The following is a 26,685-nucleotide window of genomic DNA, read 5'->3' on the forward strand; positions in this document are numbered from 1 at the left end:
CCAAGGGGTATCGGTTAAGCCAGTAGCAGTGGTTAGTTTTAGAAGTGCCACTCCAGATTAAAGGTCATGGCATCGGTATCGACACCCGGCTGGCTGTGGTTTCCGAATTTGTTGCGCCAATACTCATAACCGACGCCCATCCATAAGGAGTTTTCCGCACCCCACGCGACCTGCCCAACGTCTAGCATCAGTGAGGTGCGCATTAACTGCTCAGGCTTGGTCGTTTCCCCAAAGTAATCGTCTCCTTTTTCGCTGTTGTAGTTATAGAACCCTTGGAATTTTAGCGGTAACGACGCCGCTTCAAACGGCAGCCCCCAGGCCAAGTTAATTTGGTAATAGGGATCAAACGAAATGCTGTTCTGGTTTTCTGGCAGCCCACAAGGTGGCAAGCCGCAGTGGTTCCACTCACGGCTATAGAAGAGACTTAGATCCACAAAGCCTCTCGGCACATCAAATTTAAACGTTGGCCCCATCACTAGCTGACGTTTACGTGGTGCAAAGCCAGTATTTTTGGTGTTTAGGTCAAACCCAAACGTCAGCGCCATGTCTTTGATGGGCCCGAAAGCGATGGGTTCATTGAATACTCCGCCACCATGGAGTTGATGCCGATATGCCAGATAGGCTTCCGTCGCCCCTGAATCACTGTTATTGGCAGGGTCTTGGCTGCTGGACTGAAGCACGTCCAAATTGAAAAAGTTTTGGCCCAGTGAGTAACCACTCACATGGGTGAACTGAAGAATATGCTTCTCTATGTTCTCTGGGTTATTCGGCTCGGTAAACTGTGTTCCATAGCGATAACCCACAAACGTATCGCTCCATGTCGCTGCCTGGGCACCTGCCGAGATAGTACCAAGGGAAGCGCCTATCACCAGATACGTTGCCACTGCTCGTTTGCTCTTCAACATGCAAAACCCTTTGTTGTTTAATTTTGTTTTTAGGCATCTTTCTAAGAGCCCTCTCTGTAAAGGCCCTTCTATAAAGATTTTTCTATAAAGAACTTTCTATAAAGATTTTCCTAACGCCGTTATGCCCGCTTATCGCGGATGCAATAGCGATTTTTTTGCGGGAACAACACTTCTTAGAGTACATTTTGACATATTTATTGTATACAATAAAAAAGACAAACAAATACAAATGGAGAATACAATGTCGCACATTTTAAAATCAGCTCGCCCCAGCCGCCTCGGCTTAGACGCCTTTCTTGAGCATTACGGGGACATCTTTGAACATTCACCCTGGGTAGCAGAAACCGCTTGGAAACAGGGGTTTACCGACCAACACGATGACCCGAATGTACTAGCTGACTGCATGGGCAATGTGCTTAAGCGTGCTGATATCGATCAGCAAATTGCTGTCATTCGCGCTCACCCAGACCTTGCCGGGAAAGCAGCGCTAGCGGGGGAGCTAACCCAGGACTCCACCCGCGAACAGGCAGGTGCGGGGCTAGATCAATGCTCAAGCGAAGAGTTTGAGCGCTTTCAACGCCTGAATCAGGCCTATCAAGAGAAGTTCGGCTTCCCCTTTGTGATTGCTGTTAAAGGGCTTGATCGACACGCCATCCTTTATGCGTTCGAAAAGCGTCTTGAAAACGACGCCGCTGCCGAACGACGTACCGCTATTGAACAAATCATCCAGATAGCGCGCTTTCGCCTGCACATGCGTGCGGCCGAGGCAGCGTAATTCTCACGCGCTTAGCGCTTGTATTTTCCTTTCAGCCTGACCTGTGGTGCTCGGCCCTTCAGGCTGTGAGGCTTACCTTTTATCGTCATTCGGAGAGACCTCTATGAGTCTGGAGACAAGAGAAGATCTCGATCCACTCGAAACCACGGAATGGTTGGATTCCCTGGAATCAGTCCTGGATCGTGAGGGCGAAGATCGTGCCCGCTACCTGATGACCCGCCTGGCGGATCGCCTGCGCCGGGACGGGATGAAGGTGCCCTTCTCGGTGACAACCCCGCACCGGAATACGATCCCTGTGCATCGTGAAGCACCGATGCCCGGCGACCTGTTTATGGAGCGCCGCATTCGGTCGTTGATCCGTTACAACGCCATTGCTCAGGTCATTCGTAATAACCGTGCCAACCCCGGGTTGGGCGGCCATATTGCCAGCTTTATGTCGTCGGCCACGCTCTACGACGTCGGCTTTAACCACTTCTTCCGCGCGCCCAAGGGCGATTTTGAAGGCGACCTGATTTACATCCAGGGCCACGTCGCCCCGGGTATTTACGCGCGTTCTTACCTGGAAGGCCGGTTGTCAGAAGAGCAGATGGACAAATTCCGTCGCGAAGTCGACGGCGATGGCCTCTCTTCCTACCCGCACCCGTGGCTGATGCCGGACTACTGGCAGTTCCCCACGGTGTCTATGGGACTTGGCCCGATTCAGGCCATCTATCAAGCCCACGTGATGAAGTACCTGCATCACCGTGAGCTGAAAGACATGTACGACCGCAAGATCTGGTGCTTTATGGGCGACGGCGAGTGTGATGAGCCGGAGTCACTGGGCGCGATTTCCCTGGCGGGACGTGAAAACCTCGACAACCTGATCTTCGTCATCAACTGCAACCTGCAGCGCTTGGACGGTCCGGTGCGCGGTAACTCCCGCGTGATGGACGAGTTCGAAGGCGTGTTCCGTGGTGCCGGTTGGAACGTCATCAAGGTCGTCTGGGGACGTCACTGGGACCCGCTGTTCGAGAAGGACAAGAAAGGCATCCTGCAAAAACGCATGGACGAAGCGGTCGACGGTGAGTACCAGAACTACAAGGCTAACGGCGGTTCCTACACCCGTGAGCACTTCTTTGGTAAGTACCCCGAAACCGAAGCGATGGTCAACGACCTGTCTGACGAAGACATCTGGAAGCTCAACCGCGGTGGTCACGATCCGTTCAAGGTCTATGCGGCCTACCATGAAGCGGTCAACCAGACTAACGGCAAGCCCACAGTCATTCTGGCGCACACCGTCAAAGGCTACGGCATGGGCAGCGGCGATGGCGAAGCCGCCAACGAAGCCCACCAGGTCAAGAGCATGGAGTACGAAGCGCTGCGTAAATTCCGCGATCGCTTTGGCATTCCAATCAGCGACGAGCAGCTCAAAGACGTGCCCTACTACAAGCCGGAAGAAGACTCCCCCGAGCTTAAGTACATGCACCTGCAGCGCGAACGCCTCAACGGCTACCTGCCCAGCCGCCGCAGTGACTTTGAGGCGCTGGAAATCCCCAGCCTGGAAGACAAAACCTTTGCCTCGCAAATGGGCGGTTCCAAAGGGCGCGAAGTCTCGACCACCATGGCGTTTGTGCGCGTGCTCAACGGCCTGGTGAAGGATAAGAAGCTTGGCAAGCACGTGGTGCCGATTATTCCAGACGAAGCACGTACCTTCGGCATGGAAGGCATGTTCCGCCAGTTGGGCATTTACACCTCCGAAGGGCAGAAGTACGAGCCGGTCGATAAAGGCCAGATCATGTACTACCGCGAGGACCAGAAAGGTCAGGTCCTCGAAGAGGGGATTAGTGAGGCCGGCGCGATGTCCGCGTGGATTGCCGCCGCGACGTCCTACAGCAACAACAACGTCACCCTGCTGCCGTTCTACATCTACTACTCGATGTTCGGCTTCCAGCGGATTGGTGATTTGGCCTGGGCCGCCGGTGACCTGCAAGCCCGCGGCTTTATGGTCGGCGGCACCGCCGGGCGCACCACGCTCAACGGCGAAGGTCTGCAGCACCAGGATGGCCACAGCTTGATTCAAGCCTCCACCATCCCCAACTGCCGCAGCTATGACCCCACCTATGCCCACGAAGTGGCGGTCATCCTCCAGGATGGTCTGAAGCGCATGTTCACCGACAAAGAGAACTGCTTCTACTACCTGACGGTGATGAACGAAAACTACGAGCATCCGGTCATCGACAACGTGCCCACCGACGATATCGTCAAAGGCATGTACCTGCTCAACGAAACGCAGGGCGATAAAGGCCGCGTACAGCTGATGGGCTCCGGCACCATCCTGCGCGAAGTCGAAGCCGCCGCAGAACTGCTGGCCAACGACTGGGGCATTGGCGCGGATATCTGGAGCGTCACCAGCTTTAACGAACTGCGCCGCGAAGCACTACTGCTGGAGCGTGAAGCCTTCTTAAACCCGGACGTTGAGGCCACCAAGCCCCACGTCACGAAGTGCCTGGAAGGTCGTGACGGTCCGGTGATTGCCTCCACCGACTACATGAAGCTCTACGCTGACCAGGTACGTGCCTGGGTGCCGAGCGAGTACACCGTGCTGGGTACAGACGGCTTCGGCCGTTCCGACACCCGCGAGAAGCTGCGCTACTTCTTTGAAGTAGACCGCTACTTCGTCACCGTCGCGGCGCTGCGTGCGCTGGCAGACCGCGGTGAGCTTGATCGTAAGCATGTCGGCGAAGCGCTGAAGAAATATGGCATCGATGCCAACAAGCCGAACCCGCTGACCAGCTAAACCGCTGCCCGGCGGGCAGATGCCCGCCGGCTCGATCCGATTTGGAAGGAGCGCGACCTTGAGTAGCGAAATCATCAAAGTTCCCGATATCGGTGGCGACACCGATGTCGAAATCATCGAGATTGCGGTGTCAGAAGGCGACGTCATTGAAGCGGAAGACACCCTAATCACCCTGGAATCTGACAAAGCCAGCATGGACGTCCCGGCCCCGAAAGGCGGCAAGGTGCTCAAAGTGCTGGTCAAAGAAGGCGATACCGTCTCGGAAGGTGACGACATCGTTGAGCTGGAAGTTGAAGGCGGTGGCGATGCCAAGCCGGAAGCAGCGGCTGACAGCTCCTCCGACGAAGCCCCCGCACCGAAGCAGGAAGATGCCCCCGCACCGGCAGCGAAGAAAGCCGGTGGCGGTAAACAAACGGTCGATATTAAAGTGCCGGACCTGGGTGGTTCAGACAACGTTGAAATCATCGAAGTGGCGGTCAGCGCCGGCGATGACGTCAACGCCGAAGACACCCTGATCACCCTCGAGTCGGATAAAGCCTCGATGGATGTACCCAGCCCGCACGGCGGTAAGATCGTTGCACTCACGGTGAAAGAAGGCGATACCGTCTCGGAAGGCGACGTGATCGGCCAGATAGAAATCACGAGCGAAGGCGGTGATGCATCGGCTGAAGAAGACGCGCCGCAAGCCGCTAGCCAAGCCAGCAGCGCGCCGGAAGAAGAGTCTGCCGTTGAAGAACCTGTCGCTGAAGAACCTGTCGCTAAAGAGCCAGCAAAACAAGCTTCTTCTCCTGAAGGCTCCCCGAGTCCGGAAGCACAAATCGCTGATAATCAGCCACGGGATAGTCAGCTGGTGCACGCAGGCCCCGCCGTTCGGATGCTGGCCCGTGAACTAAATGTCGATCTTCGTCTTGTTAAGCCTAGTGGCCCGAAAGACCGGGTGCTGAAAGAAGATGTACAGGCCTACGTGAAGCAGGCCATTGCCAACCAAGGTAAAGCACAAACAGCGACTTCCCCAGCAGCGAGTGGTGGTGCGGGTATTCCCGCGATACCGGACGTCGACTTCAGTCAGTTTGGCGAGATAGAAGAAAAGCCGATGGGCCGCCTGCTTAAGATGGGCGCGACCAATCTGCACCGCAGCTGGCTCAATGTACCTCACGTGACGCAGTTCGATGAGGCCGACATTACCGAGCTTGAAAGCTTCCGTAAAGCTATGAAAGCCGAGGCCGAAGCCCAAGGCGCCAAGCTGACACCGTTGCCGTTTATGGTTAAAGCCTGTGCCTTTGCACTGCGTAAGTTCCCCCAGTTTAACGTTAGCCTCAAAGGCGACGGCGAAACGCTGGTATGGAAAAACTACGTGCATATTGGGATTGCCGTGGATACGCCTGATGGTCTGATGGTGCCGGTAGTGCGCAATGCCGATAAAAAATCCTTGATTGAGATTGCCAAGGAGATGGCGGAGCTAGGTAAGAAAGCGCAAACCAAGAAGCTTAAGCGTGATGAGATGACCGGTGGCTGCTTCACCATTTCGAGCCTTGGCTCAATTGATGGAACCGCGTTCACGCCGATCGTTAATGCGCCGGAAGTGGCGATCTTGGGGGTGTCGAAAGCGCAGATGAAACCGGTATGGGATGGCAGTACCTTCCAGCCGCGTCTGATGATGCCGTTGTCGCTCTCCTACGATCACCGCGCAATTAACGGTGCGGATGCCGCCCGCTTTACGGCCTTCCTGGCCGATGTATTGACGGACATTCGCCGATTACTGCTGTAATCGTCTCACAGTAAGCCACAAGCGGCGCCCAATGGGCGCCGCTTTTTTGAGACATCAGTTTGGAGGATTGAAATCTATTTTGTTCGCGAAAACCCAGGGTTACCGAAAGCCTAGGGTTAGCGAATCACGCCCTAACAGATTTACCGCCTAGAATAGTCATCAAATCGTCGTTTTCTGGCTCTTTAGACGACAGCACCAGCAAAGACTCTAGGCTATTAAGGTGAGTGTATATCGCCTGCTTAGCCGCCTCAGCATCACCACTCGCCAAGTGCCCAAGCAAGTTCGCATGATCTCCTTCCAAGTAGCAAGAAGACAGTCCCGGACGCTTATAGAGAGCGATGACAATTGACGTGCGCAAGACGAGATCGGTCAGCATCGCACCCAAGATACGATTAGGGGCATGCTGCGCAAGGAGGTGGTGAATATTGAGGGAATGCTCAATGCGTGACGGTTCGTCACTGTTTTCAAACGCCTGCTTTTCAAGTGCGACCTGCTTCTCTAATGCCTTGTAAGTCGCAACATCCAGCTTACCCGCCAACAGTGAGACAATCTCACCTTCCACTAACCTACGCGCGGAAAACGTCTCTCGCGTTTCGTCAACTGAAGGCGCTCTGACGCGGGCAACCTGATTCGGTCGTTGGTCGATAACATGTTCAGCATCAAGCCGTGTTAACGCTTTACGCACCACTGAACGGCTGACGCCAAATACATCGCCTATGGTGACTTCAGGCAGTTTTGTATTTGGTGCCAGTCGCTGCATCAGTACCGCAGACCGGATGTGTTCAACAATATCTTGATCGCTAACGCGACCTTCTTTCGTTTTGGTAAAACCTTTCTTGTGCCAGCCGAGGGTCATGGCCTAACTCTCTAATGAACCTCGACGAAACTTATCATGTTTACCCCTCGGACAACCACTCAGAACCACGCAAAACAATGCCTTAACGGGTAATTGGATAGTTAAGCGGGTACAACGTCAGTCTTACGACGGGTTGGGTAGAATAAGAATCGCTCGGAAATCGTTAACATTGGTTCGGGTTGGCCCCGTTACCACGAGGTCATCTAAAGCGTCAAAGAAACTGTACGCATCATTACGGTCAAGGTAATCCTGGGCAGAAAGCGTTAATGCCTTAGCCCGCTGCCAGCATTCAGGCCCAATTAACGCGCCAGCATTATCTTCAGAGCCATCAATTCCATCGGTATCAATAGCAATCGCATAAATACCATCACATCCTTTTAGCGTATCAAAAAGCCCCAGCAGGTACTCAACATTGCGCCCTCCTCGACCATTACCACGCACGGTAACGCTAGTTTCGCCACCTGACAGTACCAGCAGCGGACGAGTTATTTCAGCCTGCAACTTGCACGCCATACGCCCTTGGGCAATGCCTAAATCTCTTGCTTCCCCTTCAAGGTCATCACCTAACACTCTTACCTCTAAACCACTCTCTTCGGCACTGAGTTGGGCGGCCTTCAGTGCGTCCCGCGCACGGGCTAGGATAGTCGATTTATCCCGTGCAAATCCTTGGTTCCAGGTCTGAGGCGCACGATGATCAGCCATTAAATGACGTTTCACGTGCTCAGGCACCTCAAGCTCATGGCGGTTTAATATTGCCAACGCATCTAACGACGTTGTGTTATCCGGCAATGTCGGGCCTGAGGCAATTAATGAAGGCACGTCACCAGGAACATCTGAAATAAGTAACGTCACCACTTGCGCGGGGTGCGCAACAGTGGCCAAACGCCCGCCTTTAATCGCCGATAAGTGGCGCCTTACGGTGTTGATTTCACGGATCGGTGCACCACACCGAAGCAGCGCCTTATTGAGAGCCTGCTTGTCTTCTAATGAAATGCCGTCCGCTGGCAGGGTCATTAACGCAGAGCCGCCGCCTGAGATAAGTGCGATCACTTGATCGTCTTCACCCAGGTCTTTCACTTCATCAAGCATGCGCTTAGCGGCTTGTTCCCCCAGCGCATCAGGCATTGGATGAGAGGCTTCCAGTACATCGATATAGCGACAAGCTGCCCCATGCTGATAACGGGTCACTACTACGCCTGTTAAGTCGACCTCTTCGCCTGACTCACGAGCGCGTTTTTCCCACGCCAACTCTAATGCGCTCGCCATGGCTGCAGCAGCCTTACCCGCGCCCACGACGACAGTTCGTCCTGGCGGTTTTTCAGGCAACTGGGCAGTTAATAAGCTATCGGGATGCACGGCAGCAATGGCCGTTTCGGCCAGTTGATTCAGCCACTGGCGGGTTGCCTCTTCACTGGTAAAAGGCGCCAAGCGAACATGGGAATTCATCAAAAGACTCCTCGGGCAGGGACAGGAGAAGGGCTCAGAAAGGAGCTTAGAAAAGAACGCAAACAAAGAACTTAATGGCAGGCCAACAGACGCTGGCCTGCCTGACAAAAGCGCGTTATTGGCCAACCTCATGGTCTGCCAGCTTCTCTAAAGCGCGCACAATACCTGCGTGATCCCAATCTTCGCCCCCATTGGCGGCACACGCTTGGAACAACTGCTGTGCATTGGCGGTGCCTGGCAATGACAGGTTTAACGTCCTGGCACCTTCTAACGCTAAGTTGAGATCTTTCTGGTGCAGACGAACGCGGAACCCAGGCTCAAAGGTGCGTTTGATCATGCGCTCGCCATGAACATCGAGAATTTTCGATTGAGCTAAACCGCCCATTAATGATTCACGCACTTTAGCGACATCAGCACCTGCTTTAGAGGCAAACAGCAACCCTTCTGCCACTGCTTCAATGGTCAGTGCTACCACAATCTGGTTAGCCACTTTGCACGTCTGACCTGCACCGTGGCCGCCAATGTGGGTAATCGTCTTCCCAACAACGTCCAGGTATGGCTTGGCTCGCTCAAACCCTTCGGTTGTTGCACCCACCATGATGGTAAGCGCGGCGTTAATCGCGCCACCTTCACCACCAGAAACCGGCGCATCGACAAACTCCCCGCCTGCCTCGGTAATCCGCTTGGCAAATGCCTGAGTCTGCATCGGGGCAATGGAGCTCATATCGATCACCAGCGTGCCGGGCTTCAGGCCTTCAATCACGCCTTCCTCACCAAATAACACGCTTTCGACATCGGGCGTGTCGGGCACCATGGTGATAATGACGTCAGACGCTTCAGCCACCGCTTTGGGTGAAGCGACTTCACTCATGCCTTTTTCGGCAAGCGCAGCATCCAAGGTGCCGCGTTTAACGGTCACCAACGAGTGGCCAGCGTCGAGCAGGTGGCCCGCCATAGGACGACCCATAATGCCTAAACCAATAAAACCGATGTTACTCATAATTGTTCTCCATTCGCGTCTTTCAGAAACCAATCTATTGTTTTCAAATGATTTAGATTTCTTGAATTATCGACTATCTACTCACTTGCCTGCTTTAAGTCACACAGGGTTAACGCGTCTTATCTAACCAACCCAAACCTTCTACCGTCGTGGTCTTGGGCTTGTACTCGCAGCCGATCCAGCCGTCATAGCCAAGCTGCTGTAGGTGGCTAAATAAGAAGGGATAATTGATCTCACCCGTTCCTGGCTCATGGCGTCCCGGGTTGTCCGCCAACTGCACGTGAGCGATACGTGCAAAATGCTTTTCAATAGTGGGCGCAAGATCGCCCTCCATGATTTGCATGTGGTAGATGTCATACTGCAGCTTTAAGTTATCGCTGCCGACTTCGTCAAAAAGTGCCAACGCCTGTTCGGTGCGATTAAGGAAAAAGCCTGGAATGTCACGGGTATTGATAGGCTCTGCAAGTAGCAAAATGCCGGCTGCTTTGAGTTTTTCGGCAGCGTAGCGAAGGTTTTCGACCAAGGTACGGTGAGCTTCAGCATTACTAACGCCCTCAGGCTGAATACCCGCAAGGCAGTTCACCTGCTTGCACTCAAGCGTAGTGGCATAGTCGATCGCTTTATCCACACCGGCGCGAAACTCTTCTATCCGGTCGGGATGACAAGCAATGCCTCGCTCGCCTGCTCCCCAATCCCCCGCCGGCAAGTTGTGCAGCACTTGGGTTAGGCCATTCGCATCCAAGCGCTGCTTGATGTCAGCTGCCGCATAGTCATAGGGAAAAAGATACTCAACCCCTTTAAAGCCCGCCTTTGCGGCGGCCTCAAAGCGATCAAGAAAATCGACTTCAGTGAACAGCATACTGAGATTCGCGGCAAACTTAGCCATAGTGTTCTCCTAACGTTTTATCGTCTTAATAACGACTTCAGCGACTTGCCTGGAAGCACCTGGGTGCGTTACGTCAGGCTGGCAATAGAGCTCGGTGCATCAGTAAGGTTTTCAGCTAACGCTTCGAACTCGTTAACCCCATCAAGGTCAGTGCCCATCGAGATATTGGTAACGCGCTCTAGAATAATTTCCACCACGACCGGCACGCGGTATTGGCGCATCAGCTCACGCGCTTTCTCTAACGCAGGGGCAATCTCATCGGGTGTAGTGACACGCAGCGCTTTACAGCCAAGGCCTTCAGCAACCGACACGTGATCTACGCCGTACTCAGCAAGCGCCGCTTCTTCGTCGGTGTAGTTAATATTCTTGAACGAGAGCTGGACACAGTAATCCATGTCGAAGCCACGCTGGGCCTGACGAATCAAACCGAGGTAGGAGTTGTTCACCAGCACGTGGATATACGGCAAGTTAAACTGTGCCCCAACCGCTAGCTCCTCCACCATAAACTGGAAGTCGTAATCGCCAGACAGCGCGACCACTTCGGCCTCAGGGTCGGCACGGCAAACACCCAGTGCCGCAGGCACTGTCCAGCCTAGCGGCCCAGCTTGGCCACAGTTAATCCAGTGCCGAGGCTTGTACACGTGTAGGAACTGAGCGCCGGCAATTTGAGACAAACCGATGGTGCTGATGTAGCGTGCATTCTTGCCAAACACCTTATTCATCTCTTCGTAAACACGCTGCGGTTTCACCGGCACATTATCGAAGTGCGTTTTGCGCAGTAGCGTGCGCTTACGCTCCTGACACTCTTGGGCCCAGGCACTACGGTTTTTAAGCTGGCCGCTGGCCTTCATTTCACGAGCAACGTCGATAAACAGATCTAAGGCGAGCTTCGCGTCAGAAACGATGCCGTAGTCAGGCCCAAAAATACGGCCTATTTGCGTAGGCTCGATATCAACGTGAACAAACTTTCTATCTTTTGTATACGTTTCGACATTGCCAGTGTGTCGGTTAGCCCACCGATTACCAATCCCTATGACAAAGTCAGAGGCCAACATGGTCGCATTGCCGTATCGGTGCGACGTTTGCAGCCCCACCATGCCTGCCATTAACGGATGGTCATCCGGGATCGTTCCCCACCCCATCAACGTCGGGATCACCGGTACGCCGGTTAGCTCAGCAAATTCAACTAATTGCTCGGCAGCATCGGCATTGATAATGCCACCACCAGCCACGATCAGCGGCTTATCGGCTTCGTTGAGCATCGTCAGTGCTTTTTCAATTTGGGCACGAGATGCTGAGGGTTTATAAGCCGGAAGTGATTCGTAAGTGTCCGGGTCGAACTCGATTTCGCTCATCTGTACATCGATGGGAAGATCGATCAATACCGGCCCAGGACGGCTAGAGCGCATGATCTGGAAGGCTTTCTGGAACGCACGCGGCACCTGAGCAGGCTCCATCACAGTGACGGACCATTTGGTCACCGGGCCAGCTATCGTCTGAATGTCGACGGCCTGGAAGTCTTCTTTATGCATCTTGGCGCGCGGTGCTTGGCCAGTGATACATAGAATCGGAATTGAATCAGCACTGGCGGAATACAGGCCCGTAATCATATCCGTGCCAGCGGGGCCAGAGGTACCGATGCATACACCAATGTTGCCAGCGGTTGTACGGGTATACCCTTCCGCCATGTGTGAGGCGCCTTCCACGTGGCGTGCTAGCACATGGTCTACCCCACCCACTTTACGCATCGCAGCGTAGAAAGGGTTGATCGCAGCACCTGGAACACCAAAGGCAACATCAACACCTTCTTTTTTCAGGACGTGAATGGCGGCTTCTGCAGCTGTCATTTTAGCCATCACAACTTCTCCTCGAAGATTGAATACATTTAGTATTCATTTTTGTATTTAATTTTGTATTTAATTTTGTATACGAGACAATATTCAAAGTATGCGCCATCCGATGCACTGTCAATATTTAATGGAAAATATTTCCATTAAATTCAATAGGCGCAACAAAAGTTATTTAAAATCAATTATTTAATATGAATTAAGCTGAATATAAACACGTACAAGGAAACACAAGCGTTGCTAACGGAGCGCTCTCGGTATTAGTAAAAACAGGCATGCCAATCGGACCGGTGCTTTTGCATCCAGTCCATACAGTGGTAAAATTTTGTAGATTTAACCCCTGCGCGCAGCGTGCTATTGCCGCCTACAACACTTAATCATCGCGTTTCGCAAGGGCTTGGTCGTGTCCTAGCATGTCGGATATTGTTCTCGCGGCCTCTTGCACCAACGTTTGCAATTTGGTTCGCTCATCCTCTGCAAATTCATGCACAGGCACCATAATACTAACGACGCCCTCTACTACCCCATCATGGTTATAGAGCGGGTAGGCAATCGATGAAATACCAAAGTGATAGTAAGAATCTGCAATGACATAACCACGCTGACGATCTTCCTGAACTAAGTTCCACAGAACATCACGCCGGATGGGTGCACCGAGTTCTTTATTAAGCAGTTGATCATCAGGATAGAGCGATTCAAATTCCTCTTTTGAAAGATCTGTCAGAAGCAGTCGCCCTAATGAAGTACAGTGCAGCGGAATCCGTGTTCCTACACTAACGCGACGAATCGTGGCGTTAGTGGCGCCCACACGGGCCACGTAAACGGCATCCCTTCCATCCCGAACGGCAATGTGACTTGAGCAGCCGGTCTGCTCACATAGCGACTCAATAACCGGATGACCTACCTGCACAACATCTAATGAGGCCACATATTCAAAGCCCAGCTTTAGCACGTTAACGCCCAGTGAATACAACCCAGTTACCGGGTGATGACGAAGAAACCCCATATGCTCCAAGGTCTGTACTGCCCGATACGACGTCGACTGGGGATAGCCAACGCGTTTAACGATCTCGGCAAAACTCATCTCACGATGATGACGATTGAGCTCCATTAAAATCGTTAGCCCTCGTTCAAGCGCGGGAATTAAATGCTTTTTTTCCTTATTACTCATGGCGGGTTAACTCACTTCGTTATTGGCATTATTGAGATAACGTGAAAACCCCAACGCCTGCGCAAACCTACCATTGGCCGATTGTCATTACGGCTACAAAGTAACCTTGCGCATTCGTTGAGGAACTCCGTTGAGACAGCAGCTATCACTCCTGCTCGAAGTGCTAGCTGCTGACATAACAACGAGCGAGCTAGTTACTCAGACCACTCTCCAATCAACGCGCGCTCTTCATCTGTCATATTGGTCATGTTGCCAAGGGGCATGTAACCACTGGCCACCACTTGCTGAATGCTCTCCTTTTGACGAACGATTTGGTCAAGGTTGTCATAGGCAAAGCCAGCAGGAGGTGCAGAAAAACCGGGCTGCGTTGGCGACTGGGCATGGCACGCAACACAGCGCTGTTCAATGACTGCTTGCACGTCGGTAATGTCCGGCCCGCTTTCTGAACCAGCATTAGTCTGTTGATTAGCGGGCATCCCTATCCAAAACGCCACCATAATCAAGAGAACACCTGCTGCCGGATAGCCAGGCTGTATTTTTCCAGCGTGCATCAACACGAAGTACTGACGAATTAATGCACCCGCAAAAATCAGCAACGCCATGATGACCCAGGCATGGGCATGAGAGTAGGCGAAAGAGTAGTGATTACTGATCATTAATAAGACAACGGGTAACGTAAAGTACGTATTGTGTACCGAACGTTGCTTACCACGTTTGCCGTCTAACGGATTTGGCGTTTCGCCTGCTTTCATCGCTTTAACAATGCGGCGCTGCCCAGGAATGATCCAAAAGAACACGTTGGCTGACATCGCCGTGGCCATAACAGCCCCGGTCAATAGAAATGCGGCCCGACCTGAGAACATTTGAGTACTCAAGTACGCCACCACCACCATCATGATCGCAACACCAATACTTAATAGGCCGTCGCGCTCCATGTTGGGGCTGATGCGCTTACACATTTCGTTGTAAACCACCCAACCCAATAACAAAAAGGTCAGCGCCAAAACATTGGCCTGCCAGCCCGTCATATTGGCAGCCCACTCCCAACTACTATTGGGATTAACCAAATAAAAGCCAGGATTAAACATGTACAAAATAATGAATAAAGCGAAGCCAGATAACCAAGTGGTATAAGCCTTCCAGAAAGACCAGTGGAGGTCATCAGGCAGCTTTTCCGGGCTGGTGGCATATTTCTGATTGTGATAGAAGCCGCCACCGTGCACGGCCCACATCTCACCAAACACGCCTTTTTTGCGGCAGTTTTCATCTTTGGGGGATTTTAAGCCATTATCTAGCATGACAAAGTAGATAGACTCACCAATCCAGGCAATCGCGGCAATAACGTGTAGCCAGCGAAGCATAAAATTTGAAAAATCAATTAAGTAGGACAGCATGTCGGCTTCCTCGCCTCATTTGTTTGTTGTTAGTCGGCAGCATTAGGTTTTTTATCAGGGCTATTTTTATCGGGACTATTTATCAAGTCTTTTTAGCTGCCGCGATACGTTGAGTAGGCATAGGGCGATAGCAACAGTGGCACGTGATAGTGCTGTGTGGCGTCATTGACCCCGAAGCGAAGCGGTATCACATTTAAAAAGGCAGGCTCGTTATCATTCGCAACTCGGCCAGCCCGACTGGCGAAGTAATCGCCCGCATGAAATTCCAACTCGTACTCCCCTTCTTGTAGCTCAGCGCCATCTAATAGGGGATGGTCACAGCGGCCATCATCATTGGTGATTACCGTTTTAAGGAAGCTGCGTTCACCGTTAACTACACGGTACAGATCAATTTTAACTCCCTCGCCTGGGCAGCCTTGCGCAGTGTCTAACACATGAGTTGTCACGTAACCCATTGTTTTCTCCTATATTTTATTAATGTAATTAGAGCTATTACCCTGCTTTTCCCAATGCCTTACTAATAATAAGCAGCTCAACAGCGGGTAAGACTTGGCATAGCCCAGAGTCCGATGACTACATTTTTATATAAAAAATCGACACATTTCAAAGAATTTTTGTATACATTTTTATCAGGAAGCGTTGTTCACCCTGTCCAGCGCCAAAATTTTGACGCCACCTTAGCTGCTCAGGTTTTCTTTCCTAGGCGACAATCAGGCATGCAAACATAGGAGTCCCCTGGAAAGAGAAACCTGAAAAAATTTAAAAATCAAAAACTTAAATAACAATACTGATGAGCGTAGCAGAGAAATCATCATGCTATTTGCCCTATCAAGAATCGCTATTAGCCAAATAGATGAGCATAAACAGGGCGAAATTATTTATTTTCAGCAGTTTTTTTGTGTACAGTATTAACTTCAAAAATGAACAATAATTTTAAATCATTGAATACAACAACAATGGAGAGTCCCTTATGAGTGACGCAATTGCCTCGTCGGAAGAGCGAGCGCGAATAGATGGAAAGAGCACCTCCCTCTTTGATTTTTATGGAAAACCTAAATTTCTAAAGGTGCTACCGCTTTCTCTACAGCACCTGCTGGCCATGATTGCTGGCGTGATAACACCGCCTATTATCGTTGCCGGAGTCGTTGGCGCGAGCGTCGAAGAAAAGCTCCTGCTTATCCAGATAGCGGTGCTGGCATCCGGTGTCTGCACCGTATTCCATCTATACGGTGTGTGGAAATTCGGTGCGCGCTTACCTGCTATCTTTGGTGTCGGCTTTGCCTACGTGCCGACACTTGTGGCGGTTGGCGCTCAATATGGGATTGAAGGAATACTTGGCGCCCAGTTGATTGGCGGTATGACCATGGTCGTGGTGGGCTACTTCATCCAATATATTCGCCACCTGTTCCCCCCTGTCGTGGCAGGAACAGTGGTATTGGTAATCGGTCTATCGCTATATGACATCGCTATTCGCTATATGGCGGGCAGTGGAAACGTCAATGCTGCCAATTTTGGTGACCCCATTAATTGGATCGTCGCGGTGGTTACGCTGCTCACTGTTTTGATTGCCGCTCAGTTTGGTAAAGGGGTGATTAAGCTCTCAGCCATTATTGTGGGCATTGTGGTGGGCTATTTACTTTCCCTATCGCTGGGTTTGGTTAGTTTCGACAACGTAGCCAATGCATCCTGGATAGCCGTTCCCAAAGTAATGCCATTTGAAATGGAGTTTCACGCAGCAGCTATTGCTTCGATGGTCGTCATTTGTATTATCAATTCTGTTCAGACCATTGGTGATTTATCTGCCACGACCGTTGGCGGCATGAACCGTGAGCTAAAAACAAAAGAGCTTACCGGCGGCCTACTCGGCAATGGTTTAACCACTACCATTAGCTCTTTCTTCGGTGCCCTGCCCACCTCAACGTTCAGCCAGAATGTTGGCATCGTAGCCATGACCAAGGTAATTAGCCGGTACGTACTAGCGCTGGCAGGTATCTTTATGATTTTAGCGGGCCTTAGTCCGAAATTCGGCGCGATGATCACGACGATTCCTTACCCCGTTCTAGGTGGTGCAACAATTACCGTGTTTGGCATGATCACCATGACCGGCATCCAATTGCTGGTTAAAGATGAGATGTCTGCACGTAACATGACCATTGTTGGCCTTTCCCTAGCACTAAGCTTAGGAATCGCTGCTGAACCAACGGCAATTGAGCAGTTTCCTGCGGTATTAAGAGACTTGATTGGTGGTGCCCCCATCGTTGTGGCTGCCATTACAGCTTTCACGCTGAATATCGTCCTACCCAAAAAATCTCTTTCAGATGAGGCAAAAGAAAGAGAAAAGATTGCTAACGAAGATAAAGACACGAAGGAAGAAGCCAATAACCAGAGTGATAACCTTAGCCAACGCAGCGTTCATGCTGACTAATAATGTGCTAATCAGCAACATCGCCAATCTTTAACAGTATTAAATCAACGTAGGTTCGACGTTTTGGAACTGCCGCTAGCCCGGCAGTTCTATTTTTTTATCACGGCACTTGATAAACATGCGAACAGGATGACACATGCATCGCTTAAACAATCTGACAATGAGAATGAGCTGGTCACTTGTTTTATGCTCATTTTTAATACTACTGTTACTGCTTAGTGGCACTGGCCTCTACGCGGTCAATCATAGCCAGGAAAGTATCGAGCAATTTACCAACGTCAATGTCAACCAACAATCGACACTTAACAGAACCAATTCGTCGATACAAAATGTACGTTTACAAATGGGCCGTTTGTACGAAGAGTTACTCGAAGCCCCCTCCTCTCTGTCGACAGTGGAGAGACGTCAACAAGCTGACGAAATACGCAACCTGCTTGAAAACGCAGGCAATGTGTTCGCTGAATTTCTTTCTTTATCGTTCAACCCTTCTCATGAGCACTTCATTCGTGAAATAGATAGTAGCTTCAATAACATGATGAGCAACCAGCTACTTCCTCAACTTGGCTCGCTTTACCAAGGGGACACTACTAGCTATCAACGCTTGCGCAATGGTACCCATGATGCCTATGCCACCTTTTATAAAGACGCCGTCAATTTTTTTCATACCGTAGAAGAAGAAGGTAATAAACGTTTGGATAACTTCTCTTCAGTGGTGAACTTAGCTAATTCAACTATCGTTACTGTATTCATCATCGCATTAATCATTACCGCCATTGTCTACTGGGGCGTAAGCGTCAACTTAATTCGCCCAATGCAGAGTATCAACGAGCATTTTCAACATATTGCTAAAGGCGATCTTTCTAGAGAAATTGAAGTGCATGGACGAAATGAAATCGGCATTCTCTTCAACTCGCTACGCAACATGCAAAAAGACCTGTTGGAAACGGTGGCAACCGTGCGCCATAGCAGTGAAGAGGTCTTTGCCAGTGCGCGGGAAATTGCGTTAGGCAACCAAGATCTCGCCTCGCGAACCGAGCGTCAGTCGGCTTCATTAACACAAACTGCCTCCAGCATTGAAGAAATGACGGCCACCATGGAACGCAACAGTGACAACGCAGCCCAAGCTAGCCGTGTTGCTCAAGAAGCTGCGCATAATGCACAGCAAGGTGGTGATGTGGTGACTCATGTGGTTAGTAAAATGCATGAGATACGTCATAGCTCGCAACAGATTACCGACATAATTGGCCTAATTGACTCAATCGCTTTTCAGACCAATATTTTGGCGCTCAATGCATCCGTTGAAGCAGCCCGAGCAGGTGAACATGGTCGGGGGTTTGCCGTGGTAGCCAGTGAAGTTCGCCTGCTGGCAACACGCAGCGCTGATGCCGCGGCGGATATCCGTCAATTGATTGCAACGTCAGTAAGCCAGATAGAAACAGGCACGCAACAAGCGGATCTAGCCAGTGAGTCCATGGTCGCCATTATGGAATCCGTTAAGCGTGTTACTACCCTAATGGATGAGATCGCGGTGGCTAGCGAGGAGCAACGTATCGGCATCAACGAAGTTAATAGTGCTGTTGGTGAAATGGAACAAACGACTCAGCAGAATGCTGCCATGGTGGAGCAAGCCAGCACTTCTGCGACTCATTTAGAACATGAAGCTGAGCGGTTAACCGAGGTTGTACTTAGGTTTAAACTCAACGCCAGCGATGAAAATGCACAGTCACGCGTTCGACTGGCTTCGTTAACTCACCAAGCCATACCTTGCACATAGCGTCAAACGCCATATACTGTATATATAGCCATATATACAGTATATGGTAATTATCGACCGTGCAGAGGTGGCAACTAATGGCTTCTTCCCCTTCTAGCGCTACCGTGTACAAAGGGCGCGGTGCGACCTACGACCCACATAACCGTTTCGCACCAACTTGCAGCGTGGTAGAGGATGATGGCTGGTGGCATGAGGAGGCCACTGCTTCACTTGCAACAGAGGTACGCGAGGAGGCCAGCAAGAGTGCGCTTTCATGGAACCGTTCACCGGATTTACCCTTTGACCGCTCACTCAATCCATATCGCGGCTGCGAGCATGGCTGCATTTACTGCTACGCTCGCCCTTCCCACGCTTATTGGGATTTATCACCGGGGCTGGACTTTGAAACCAGGTTGATCGCCCGCACAGGATTAGTTGAGCACTTAACAGACGAGCTTAGCCACCCTCATTATGTATGCCGCCCTATCAACCTTTCCGGCAACACCGACTGCTATCAGCCGTTGGAAGCGAAATACCAAACAACTCGTCGTTTACTAGAATTACTACTGGCATGCAGGCATCCGGTCACCCTAGTCACAAAAAGTACACTAATACTGCGGGATTTAGACCTGCTCGCAGAGATGGCCGAGCACCGGTTAGTACGGGTGTTTGTTAGCCTGACAAGTCTGGATGCCAACCTAAAGCGTACCTTGGAACCCCGGGCGGCCTCACCTCAAGCGCGCTTAAAAGTGATTCGCGAGCTCAACACCGCAGGTATTCCAGTGGGTACGTTGGTCTCACCGATTATTCCTGGCCTTACTGATCACGAAATTGAGCGCATTCTAGAAGCGGCCAGCCGGGCTGGCGCGCGCACCGCAACGTGGATGCTGCTGCGCCTGCCCCATGAAGTCGCACCGATGTTTGAAGCATGGCTACAAGCCCACTACCCCGAGCGAGCCATTAAGGTAATGAGCCTAATTCGCCAATGCCGAAGCGGCAAAAATTACGATGCGCAATTTGGCACACGCTTTCGTGGCGAAGGTGTATTTGCTGACTTGATCGCCCAGCGCTTTCATCGCGCCAGCCGCCAGTGGAACATGCAGCCACGCACCGAACAGGGCCTGAACACCCGCGACTTTCGTCCACCACGGGCGCAAGGGGATTTATTCATTTAAGCTAAGCCTCTTGATCTAGCAGCTTCCCGCAAAAGGAAACCCAATGACCTCGCTTAGCAAGACCAAATCAAGCTTCTACCGCCGCTTGTATGTGGCGCATTTAATTGAGCAAGGCGTCGCAAACGTACCAGCGTTAATCGAAGCCACCGGTATGCCTCGTCGTACTGCGCAGGACACTATCAGCTCACTTGCGGAGCTGGATATCGAGTGCGTATTCGAGAAAGGTGAAGGTCAGCGCCATAATATTGGCCACTATCAGATACGGGACTGGGGGGCGATAGATCCTCGCTGGGTTGCTACTCATGCGGAACGGCTAAAGCAGTCTCTTGGTTACGCTTAAACACTGATTCATTGTTCCGGCTCTGACCATGCTAATCGTGCGGCGTTAAGCGTCACGCTGAGCGAACTTATGGCCATGGCGAGTACTGCTATCAATGGCGGAATAGCCATAACCACCACCACGCCAAGTGCCAAGGTGTTATAAAGAGCTGAAAAGAAAAGATTTTGCTCCATAACGCGCCGCGTACGCTTGGCGATGTTGAGCAGTTTTACTACCCCTCCGACCCCTGGCGACATTAACTGGGCGGATGCTCCCTCACGAGCAGCTTCGCTGGCACTCAGTGGGGCAATGCTAACGTCTGCTGCCGCCATGCTTAGCGTATCGTTTACGCCATCTCCTACAAAAAGTGTTGGCGATGGTAACCCGCATAATAGCCGTGCCTTGGCTTCCGGTGAGCGCTGGGCATAGCACGCTTCGCTTGGAAGCCCAATACGTTTACCCAGCCAACTAACCGCGCCCTGTCGATCACCGCTGATCATTGCGACCAGATAACCTGACGCGAGCAATCGCTTCACGCTTTGCTCCGCATCGTCTACGGGCTGATCAGTCAGATAGAACGTCGCTAGCCAGCCTGACTCATCCGCCAGCATGACTTGAGAAGCAGACGCTAGCGTGCCATCTGCTGCCTGGGAAGGCACATCAACTTGCTGTCGCGCCAGCCAACGAACGCTGCCTACCATCAAATATTGACGATTTGTGAGCCATACACGGCGACCTTCTCCGGGGAATTCATCAACCTTATATGGTTTAGAGCGCTGGTTATTGTCGCCACCCGACCAGCGCGCCAATGCTTGTGCCAACGGGTGTTCGCTCCCAGCAACGGCGCTGGTGAGCTTGTGCTGCAACGTGTGTTTATCAATGCCATCGCGTACTTGCCAGTGAAGCACCCCATGGCTCCCCGTTGTTAAGGTTCCGGTTTTATCCAGCGCTACTGAATGAATACGCGCCAAGATCTCTAGCGCGGCGGGGTCGCGCAGTGCAATACCTTGCTGCATAGCCTGGCCGTTACCTGCAAGACTAGCCAAAGGCACCGCCAGCCCAACGGCACAGGGACATGCCACCACGAGCACTGAGAGTGAGCGCACCAGTGCATCCTCCCACCCCAACCCAACGAGTAGCGCACCGATCAACGTCACTAGCGAGAGCGCTAATGCTAAAGGACTTAACCAGGCGGCAAAACGGTCGGCTAGTTTCTGCAGTTCACCTTTTTGGGCTTGATAGCGGCGCATTTCATGACGTAGTCGATCCAATCGGCGTTTACCAGCCCCCGCTGTGACCTGCATTACCAGTGGCGTAGCGCCTAGGTAACGACAGCCAGCGTACACTCTCTGCCCTGCATTGAAGTAACGTGGCAAGCTTTCACCGGTTAGTGAGGCGGTATCAATCCATCCGGGAGCATCAAGAATGCCATCTAGCGTCACTAATTCCCCCGGCGCTAGCTTAACGCGCATACCCGCGACTACATCATTGACAGGCAGTAAGACCCAGTCACCCTTTTGCCAAGCGCTTATAGCCGCATCTGGCAACGCCAGTGCATCTAACGCTTTTAGCCCACGGTGGCGGCACAGCGTTTCTACCAGTCGCCCAATAAGCAACAGCACTATCAGCATAACCGCCGTATCGAAATACACCTCCACCGAGCCGCGCCACAACAACCCAATCGACACACTCACTGCACCGATCGCGCCAAGGCTAACCAGCACATCCATCCCTGGACGTTTGGCAAGTAACGTGCGCCAGCCCGCTCGGTAAAACGGCAAGCCCGAATACACCACTACGGGCAGTGCAAAGGCACCCGATATCCAGGCCACCACTTGCTCTATCGATGCGCTCGGTAACGCTCCCACATAAATAAGCAATGAGGCCAACATGGTCCACATACCGAATGCCGCGCCTACTAACAACCGCAAAGTAAGGTAGCGGCTCTCTTGCTCAAGACGTTCATGGGCATCATCAACGGCTTCTAATTCAGTTAGCCGATAGCCTAACCGTTTGACTACCGGCGCAAGCTCCGTCAGATCGACTGCGTTTCGCTCACCTTTCACCCACACAGTTGCCGTGGGGTAGTGAACGCTAGCGTCGATGACCCCAGGCAGACGTGTTAGCGCGCCTTCTACCGCCAGAGCACAGCTGGTACACCACATACCATGCAGGGTGTAGAGGGGAGTGTTATGGCTAGAAGTTTTTTCGTCTTCTGGCATCGAATTAACGTGGGCGCTATGACTTATAGGCAAGGCGGCACACTGATAATCGGCATACCCGCAAACACCACACCGAAAGCGGAAAACAAATACAGCCACGCAGAGACAGTGGCATGAAAACGCTGGCGTCCTTCATGCTGCTTCGCCACTTGGCAACTACCCCAGGAAAGTGCCACAAGCCCCAGGGCAGTAATGAAACTAACACCACCTAGCGCGGCATTAAGACCTGTAAGCGCCCCCGCTTCAGGTGGTGGTGGCGCAACGGCACAGGCTACTGAAAGGCCGCTATAAACCGCCACAAACCATAGGCTCCATAGCGTTAGTCCGATAATTAAGTGGATGGGATGAGTAAAATGTAGTCGTGTCAGTACCATCACCATTACCCTCCTATCATCCGAGGCAGTATCGCCAACGCCCCAACTAACAACCAGAATGTGACCACGTTATAGCGCCAGAGTAGTGCCACTACGGCAGGTTCAAACGGTGCATGCGCACCCACGTAGCCATAACCAACGCGCATGCCTTGTAACACCGTTAAAATAACCGCTAGGCCACCATGAAAAAGCGCGTAAACAAGCCCCACCAGCATCACCGCATCGTGGGTTGTCTGAGTCGGTGAAAGATCGGCTCGCCAAAGCGCCCAGCCAGCCAGCCCCACTTGAAGCGCGCCTAACGCAGCGGCTAAATAGAAACTTGCTCTTAAACCTGCATCACGTTGCTGACGCAGCCCGCGCACCAACTTCTCTATCACCGCACACCCAGCTAAAACCGCCCCCCCAGCTATGCCCATTATCAGCAGAGACAGCGGCGGTATATCTGGCATTTGCCACTCAGGCGAAACAGTCCATAGATAAAACCAGCCAAACAGATAGGAAAGAAAGAACGAACCGTTGGCAATTAAAAACACCGCCATTGCCCAAAGCCCAGGGCCATCCATCGTGCGTGAATGAAGCGGCGGATCGCCTGGCTTTACGCCTGCATCAGGAGCTGCATTCGGGTGTGCACCGTTCTCCCACGACCAGCGCAGCAGAAATACACCAGCAATCACTACAAAGATGCCCGCTAGCGCATAGACACGGGTTAATAAACTAATGCATACCACTGCCAGCGCTGCCGCGGCAAACAGCGGCCACCAGGAATTACCAGGCAGGTGAATGATTTCACGTACTTTGCCAGTAATCGAATCAGTACCCCACATTTCACGCCTACCGTGGGAAGCCACCGCCAAGCCGTGCATGCCTTTCGCCATGGTATGCGGCAAATTCGGGTCATCCCACAACGGATGCCGCGTTTCTACAGTAGGTAAGCTGACAAAGTTATAAGCGCTTGGGGGCATCGTGTTAGCCCATTCCAGCGTATCGGCGTTCCATGGATTGTGTTTGGCGGGTTTACCAAACCGGAAGTGCAGTGCGATATCCAGCAACACCATGGCAATACCCGCCGATAACACAAAGCTACTGACGGATGAGAGCAGGTTATAAATTTCCCACCCAGAGCCAGCCTCATAGGTATAAACACGCCTGGGCATACCTAAAAGGCCCGTCCAATGCATAATCAGAAATGTACCGTTAAAGCCTAAAAAGGTTAGCCAGAACCCCCAGCGCCCAAGGTTTTCAGACGGCATACGTCCGGAAAATAGCGGCAACCAGTAGTAAAGCCCTGCAATCAATGGGAAGAACATGCCACCCACCAATACATAGTGCATGTGGGCCACCACAAAGTGGGTATCGTGCACCTGCCAGTTAAACGGCACCAGCGCTAGCATCACCCCGGTTAAGCCACCGCAAACGAAAATAATCAAAAAGCCCATTACCCAAAGCATGGGCAGTTTCATTTTAGGTTTACCCAGCCACAGGGTAGCCAGCCAAACAAATACCTGAATCGCCGTTGGCACCGCCACCAGCATGCTAGCCGCCGAGAAAAATGCCTGAGCGAGCTGTGGGATACCCACTGTAAACATGTGGTGTACCCAAAGCCCAAAACTGATAAAGCCCATAATAGCGATGGCAGCTACCACCCACCCATAACCGACAATAGGCCGACCGGCAAAAACCGGTATTAGCGTGGAAACAATGCCCGCTGCCGGTAGAAAGATGATGTACACCTCAGGATGACCAAATAGCCAAAACAGATGCTGCCACAGTAAGGGGTCACCACCTCCCGCAATCTGGAAAAACGGCATACCAACGGCGCGCTCAAGTTCCAGTAATACGCTGCCAAGAATCAACGGCGGAAACCCCACCACGATCATCAGCGCCATGGCCAAGATATACCAAGCGAACAACGGCATTTTATGCAGTGCCATGCCCTGAGTGCGAGTACGCAGTATTGACACTACCAACTCTACACCCGCAGACACTGCGGAAATTTCCACAAACGTGATTCCCAACAGCCAAAAATCAGAGCCCAGATCAGGCGCGAACTCTTTACTACTAAGCGGGGTGTACATAAACCAACCGCTAGAAGGCGCCATTTCAATAATCAGGCTGGAAGTAAGAATAATCCCGCCAAATAAATAGCAGAAATAACCAAGTGACGTTAGCCGAGGGCAGACCAGGTCGCGGGCACCGATCATCTTTGGGATCAGGTAAATCGCCAGCCCTTCCAGCATAGGAATAGCGAACAGAAACATCATCACCGTGCCATGCATGGTGGTGACCTGATTATAAATATCTGGCGACATAAAGTTTTGGTCGGGCATCGCTAACTGGGTTCGCACCAGCATTGCCAAAATGCCGCCAATCAGGAAAAACACCATCCCTGTGACCATAAAACGCAGGCCGAGCGTGGTATGGTTGACGATAGTTAGGGATCTTAAACCTTTGGGGTTACCCCAAATGGTGTGCAAGTCCTCATGCAATTGCTGCGGGTCATGCTCAATGGCTTCTTGATTGACACTTTTCATGGTGACAAGGCCTCCAGCCAAGCACCCAGGGCATCCAAGGTGTCCGTTTCAATATCACTGTGGGTAGGCATCTTATTGCCTGGCTTTAGCGTTTGGTGATGCTGCAACCAGTGACTAACAGCTCCCTCTTCCATGGCAATCACCCCTGCTCCTAGCGTGGCGCGACCGCCCACATCTGAAAGCGTTGGACCGATGCCTCCCTGACTAACGCCCGCTACTTGGTGGCAGCGGGCACAATGTGTCATAAAGGCATCACGCGCGTCGTCGTAGGTAGCATCGGCAACGGACAGTTCGCTAAGCGCCGACTCTTGTCTTGCAGTTAACCATGCCTCGAACTCGCTGCGCGGCAAGGCCTCCACATGCAACTGCATATGGGCGTGGCCCACGCCGCAAAGTTCGGCACACTGCGCACCAAACACCGCGGGCTCATCGGCTTGTAAACGAATTTTATTTACGCGGCCCGGCAACATATCTATTTTCCCCCCCAGCCGAGGCACCCAAAATGCATGAATCACATCAGCACCGCTGACGTGAAAATCCACTGGCTCACCTGCAGGCATCACCAGTTGATTAGCGGTAACAACCTCACCACCTTCAGCGCCGGGATAGCGCACTTCCCACCACCACTGATGACCAATCACCTCAATGACCTCTGGCGGCTCACCCATGGGTAGCGTTAGCATTCGCTGCCCGGCGGGCACGCCAAACAGTAATAGCGCGGTAATAGTGGCCACTGGCAACATGATGCCGCCACCAACAATCCAGCGACGAGCGATGCGGCGCTCCTGGGCAGGTGTACGCAGCACGCTTCTTGGTTTAAAGGCGTAAAGCCAAAGTGCTGTCACCACGATCAGCACAACGGTGGCAAACCCAAGCATTACCCACCAAATTAGCCTCACGTCTCGCGCAGCAGGCCCAGCAGGGTCTAAGATAGACCTATCGCCTGCACAGCCCGCTAAGCTCAGCAGCAGCAAAGTTCCAAGTAAGCAAGCTATTCGCCGGAACCATCGCGACGATAAATATGAAATCATGATGGATATTTCGCTATTGCGTTCCCTCATT

Annotated in this window: 20 protein-coding genes; 7 read left to right on the forward strand and 13 right to left on the reverse strand. The window is 52.0% G+C overall.

Features of this window, described 5'->3' with window-relative positions; genetic code table 11:
• Nucleotides 1-38: 38 nt before the first annotated feature.
• Nucleotides 39-905, reverse strand: a complete 867-nt coding sequence (locus tag M0220_RS01045; RefSeq protein ID WP_264018437.1) for a hypothetical protein — start codon at nucleotides 903-905, stop codon at nucleotides 39-41.
• A gap of 241 nt (nucleotides 906-1,146) precedes the next feature.
• Here M0220_RS01045 and uraD point away from each other — a divergent pair, with 241 nt between their 5' ends.
• The 3 genes from uraD to aceF all read left to right on the forward strand — a co-directional run bounded on the left by uraD (nucleotide 1,147) and on the right by aceF (nucleotide 6,224).
• Nucleotides 1,147-1,680, forward strand: coding sequence for a 2-oxo-4-hydroxy-4-carboxy-5-ureidoimidazoline decarboxylase (uraD, locus tag M0220_RS01050; RefSeq protein ID WP_264018438.1), 534 nt, complete (start codon nucleotides 1,147-1,149; stop codon nucleotides 1,678-1,680).
• Nucleotides 1,681-1,783: 103 nt separating this feature from the next.
• The gene (gene aceE, locus M0220_RS01055; protein ID WP_264018439.1) at nucleotides 1,784-4,456 is read left to right on the forward strand and encodes a pyruvate dehydrogenase (acetyl-transferring), homodimeric type; all 2,673 of its coding nucleotides are present in this window, start codon (nucleotides 1,784-1,786) and stop codon (nucleotides 4,454-4,456) included.
• Nucleotides 4,457-4,514: 58 nt separating this feature from the next.
• On the forward strand, nucleotides 4,515-6,224 hold the full coding sequence (aceF, locus tag M0220_RS01060; protein ID WP_264018440.1) for a dihydrolipoyllysine-residue acetyltransferase: 1,710 nt from the start codon (nucleotides 4,515-4,517) through the stop codon (nucleotides 6,222-6,224).
• Nucleotides 6,225-6,348: 124 nt separating this feature from the next.
• Here aceF and M0220_RS01065 read toward each other — a convergent pair whose 3' ends face one another.
• The 8 genes from M0220_RS01065 to uraH all read right to left on the reverse strand — a co-directional run bounded on the left by M0220_RS01065 (nucleotide 6,349) and on the right by uraH (nucleotide 15,279).
• The gene (locus M0220_RS01065) at nucleotides 6,349-7,080 is read right to left on the reverse strand and encodes a GntR family transcriptional regulator (protein ID WP_030068982.1); all 732 of its coding nucleotides are present in this window, start codon (nucleotides 7,078-7,080) and stop codon (nucleotides 6,349-6,351) included.
• A 123-nt stretch (nucleotides 7,081-7,203) separates the two neighbouring features.
• Nucleotides 7,204-8,526 (reverse strand): glycerate kinase type-2 family protein, encoded by a 1,323-nt coding sequence (locus tag M0220_RS01070; protein WP_030068979.1) that lies wholly within the window; start codon nucleotides 8,524-8,526, stop codon nucleotides 7,204-7,206.
• A gap of 115 nt (nucleotides 8,527-8,641) precedes the next feature.
• Nucleotides 8,642-9,526, reverse strand: a complete 885-nt coding sequence (locus M0220_RS01075; protein WP_264018441.1) for a 2-hydroxy-3-oxopropionate reductase — start codon at nucleotides 9,524-9,526, stop codon at nucleotides 8,642-8,644.
• Nucleotides 9,527-9,635: 109 nt separating this feature from the next.
• Complete coding sequence (gene hyi / locus M0220_RS01080; RefSeq protein ID WP_264018442.1) at nucleotides 9,636-10,412, reverse strand: hydroxypyruvate isomerase; 777 nt, start codon at nucleotides 10,410-10,412, stop codon at nucleotides 9,636-9,638.
• Between the two features lie 68 nt (nucleotides 10,413-10,480).
• The gene (gcl, locus tag M0220_RS01085) at nucleotides 10,481-12,268 is read right to left on the reverse strand and encodes a glyoxylate carboligase (RefSeq protein WP_264018443.1); all 1,788 of its coding nucleotides are present in this window, start codon (nucleotides 12,266-12,268) and stop codon (nucleotides 10,481-10,483) included.
• Between the two features lie 364 nt (nucleotides 12,269-12,632).
• A complete protein-coding gene (locus M0220_RS01090; RefSeq protein WP_264018444.1) occupies nucleotides 12,633-13,430 on the reverse strand; it encodes an IclR family transcriptional regulator in 798 nt (265 codons plus the stop codon).
• Between the two features lie 194 nt (nucleotides 13,431-13,624).
• Nucleotides 13,625-14,824, reverse strand: a complete 1,200-nt coding sequence (locus tag M0220_RS01095; protein WP_264018446.1) for a urate hydroxylase PuuD — start codon at nucleotides 14,822-14,824, stop codon at nucleotides 13,625-13,627.
• 92 nt (nucleotides 14,825-14,916) lie between these two features.
• Entirely contained in the window at nucleotides 14,917-15,279 is a 363-nt protein-coding gene (uraH, locus tag M0220_RS01100; protein WP_030068966.1) for a hydroxyisourate hydrolase, read from the reverse strand.
• Between the two features lie 515 nt (nucleotides 15,280-15,794).
• Between uraH and M0220_RS01105 the strand changes: the two genes are divergently transcribed.
• From M0220_RS01105 to M0220_RS01120, 4 genes are all read left to right on the forward strand, one after another.
• Nucleotides 15,795-17,249: a uracil-xanthine permease family protein gene (locus tag M0220_RS01105; protein WP_030068964.1), complete on the forward strand. Its 1,455-nt coding sequence runs from the start codon at nucleotides 15,795-15,797 to the stop codon at nucleotides 17,247-17,249.
• Nucleotides 17,250-17,385: 136 nt separating this feature from the next.
• On the forward strand, nucleotides 17,386-19,023 hold the full coding sequence (locus tag M0220_RS01110) for a methyl-accepting chemotaxis protein (RefSeq protein WP_264018447.1): 1,638 nt from the start codon (nucleotides 17,386-17,388) through the stop codon (nucleotides 19,021-19,023).
• Nucleotides 19,024-19,100: 77 nt separating this feature from the next.
• Nucleotides 19,101-20,177 (forward strand): PA0069 family radical SAM protein, encoded by a 1,077-nt coding sequence (locus M0220_RS01115; protein WP_264018448.1) that lies wholly within the window; start codon nucleotides 19,101-19,103, stop codon nucleotides 20,175-20,177.
• A gap of 43 nt (nucleotides 20,178-20,220) precedes the next feature.
• Entirely contained in the window at nucleotides 20,221-20,517 is a 297-nt protein-coding gene (locus M0220_RS01120; RefSeq protein ID WP_030068959.1) for a winged helix-turn-helix domain-containing protein, read from the forward strand.
• 8 nt (nucleotides 20,518-20,525) lie between these two features.
• Here the strand turns inward: M0220_RS01120 and M0220_RS01125 are convergent, their stop codons facing one another.
• From M0220_RS01125 to coxB, 4 genes are read right to left on the reverse strand one after another with little or no spacing between them, the layout of a single operon-like run.
• Entirely contained in the window at nucleotides 20,526-22,718 is a 2,193-nt protein-coding gene (locus tag M0220_RS01125; protein WP_264018449.1) for a heavy metal translocating P-type ATPase, read from the reverse strand.
• Nucleotides 22,719-22,741: 23 nt separating this feature from the next.
• Entirely contained in the window at nucleotides 22,742-23,098 is a 357-nt protein-coding gene (locus tag M0220_RS01130; RefSeq protein ID WP_264018450.1) for a hypothetical protein, read from the reverse strand.
• Nucleotides 23,098-25,623, reverse strand: coding sequence for a cytochrome c oxidase subunit I (gene ctaD, locus M0220_RS01135; protein ID WP_264018451.1), 2,526 nt, complete (start codon nucleotides 25,621-25,623; stop codon nucleotides 23,098-23,100). The genes M0220_RS01130 and ctaD overlap by 1 nt, the downstream gene beginning before the upstream one ends.
• Nucleotides 25,620-26,684, reverse strand: coding sequence for a cytochrome c oxidase subunit II (coxB, locus tag M0220_RS01140; protein ID WP_264018452.1), 1,065 nt, complete (start codon nucleotides 26,682-26,684; stop codon nucleotides 25,620-25,622). The genes ctaD and coxB overlap by 4 nt, the downstream gene beginning before the upstream one ends.
• Between the last annotated feature and the right edge of the window lies 1 nt (nucleotide 26,685).

This window comes from Halomonas qinghailakensis, assembly GCF_025820815.1.
Classification (GTDB): domain Bacteria; phylum Pseudomonadota; class Gammaproteobacteria; order Pseudomonadales; family Halomonadaceae; genus Vreelandella; species Vreelandella qaidamensis.

What these genes read in the sequence shown, in the direction of transcription:
- M0220_RS01045 (WP_264018437.1), bottom strand. Translation starts at nt 905, where the DNA reads ATGTTGAAGAGCAAACGAGCAGTGGCAACGTATCTGGTGATAGGCGCT.
- uraD (WP_264018438.1), top strand. Translation starts at nt 1,147, where the DNA reads ATGTCGCACATTTTAAAATCAGCTCGCCCCAGCCGCCTCGGCTTAGAC.
- aceE (WP_264018439.1), top strand. Translation starts at nt 1,784, where the DNA reads ATGAGTCTGGAGACAAGAGAAGATCTCGATCCACTCGAAACCACGGAA.
- M0220_RS01065 (WP_030068982.1), bottom strand. Translation starts at nt 7,080, where the DNA reads ATGACCCTCGGCTGGCACAAGAAAGGTTTTACCAAAACGAAAGAAGGT.
- M0220_RS01070 (WP_030068979.1), bottom strand. Translation starts at nt 8,526, where the DNA reads ATGAATTCCCATGTTCGCTTGGCGCCTTTTACCAGTGAAGAGGCAACC.
- M0220_RS01075 (WP_264018441.1), bottom strand. Translation starts at nt 9,526, where the DNA reads ATGAGTAACATCGGTTTTATTGGTTTAGGCATTATGGGTCGTCCTATG.
- hyi (WP_264018442.1), bottom strand. Translation starts at nt 10,412, where the DNA reads ATGGCTAAGTTTGCCGCGAATCTCAGTATGCTGTTCACTGAAGTCGAT.
- gcl (WP_264018443.1), bottom strand. Translation starts at nt 12,268, where the DNA reads ATGGCTAAAATGACAGCTGCAGAAGCCGCCATTCACGTCCTGAAAAAA.
- M0220_RS01090 (WP_264018444.1), bottom strand. Translation starts at nt 13,430, where the DNA reads ATGAGTAATAAGGAAAAAAAGCATTTAATTCCCGCGCTTGAACGAGGG.
- M0220_RS01095 (WP_264018446.1), bottom strand. Translation starts at nt 14,824, where the DNA reads ATGCTGTCCTACTTAATTGATTTTTCAAATTTTATGCTTCGCTGGCTA.
- uraH (WP_030068966.1), bottom strand. Translation starts at nt 15,279, where the DNA reads ATGGGTTACGTGACAACTCATGTGTTAGACACTGCGCAAGGCTGCCCA.
- M0220_RS01105 (WP_030068964.1), top strand. Translation starts at nt 15,795, where the DNA reads ATGAGTGACGCAATTGCCTCGTCGGAAGAGCGAGCGCGAATAGATGGA.
- M0220_RS01110 (WP_264018447.1), top strand. Translation starts at nt 17,386, where the DNA reads ATGCATCGCTTAAACAATCTGACAATGAGAATGAGCTGGTCACTTGTT.
- M0220_RS01115 (WP_264018448.1), top strand. Translation starts at nt 19,101, where the DNA reads ATGGCTTCTTCCCCTTCTAGCGCTACCGTGTACAAAGGGCGCGGTGCG.
- M0220_RS01120 (WP_030068959.1), top strand. Translation starts at nt 20,221, where the DNA reads ATGACCTCGCTTAGCAAGACCAAATCAAGCTTCTACCGCCGCTTGTAT.
- M0220_RS01125 (WP_264018449.1), bottom strand. Translation starts at nt 22,718, where the DNA reads ATGCCAGAAGACGAAAAAACTTCTAGCCATAACACTCCCCTCTACACC.
- M0220_RS01130 (WP_264018450.1), bottom strand. Translation starts at nt 23,098, where the DNA reads ATGGTGATGGTACTGACACGACTACATTTTACTCATCCCATCCACTTA.
- ctaD (WP_264018451.1), bottom strand. Translation starts at nt 25,623, where the DNA reads ATGAAAAGTGTCAATCAAGAAGCCATTGAGCATGACCCGCAGCAATTG.
- coxB (WP_264018452.1), bottom strand. Translation starts at nt 26,684, where the DNA reads ATGAGGGAACGCAATAGCGAAATATCCATCATGATTTCATATTTATCG.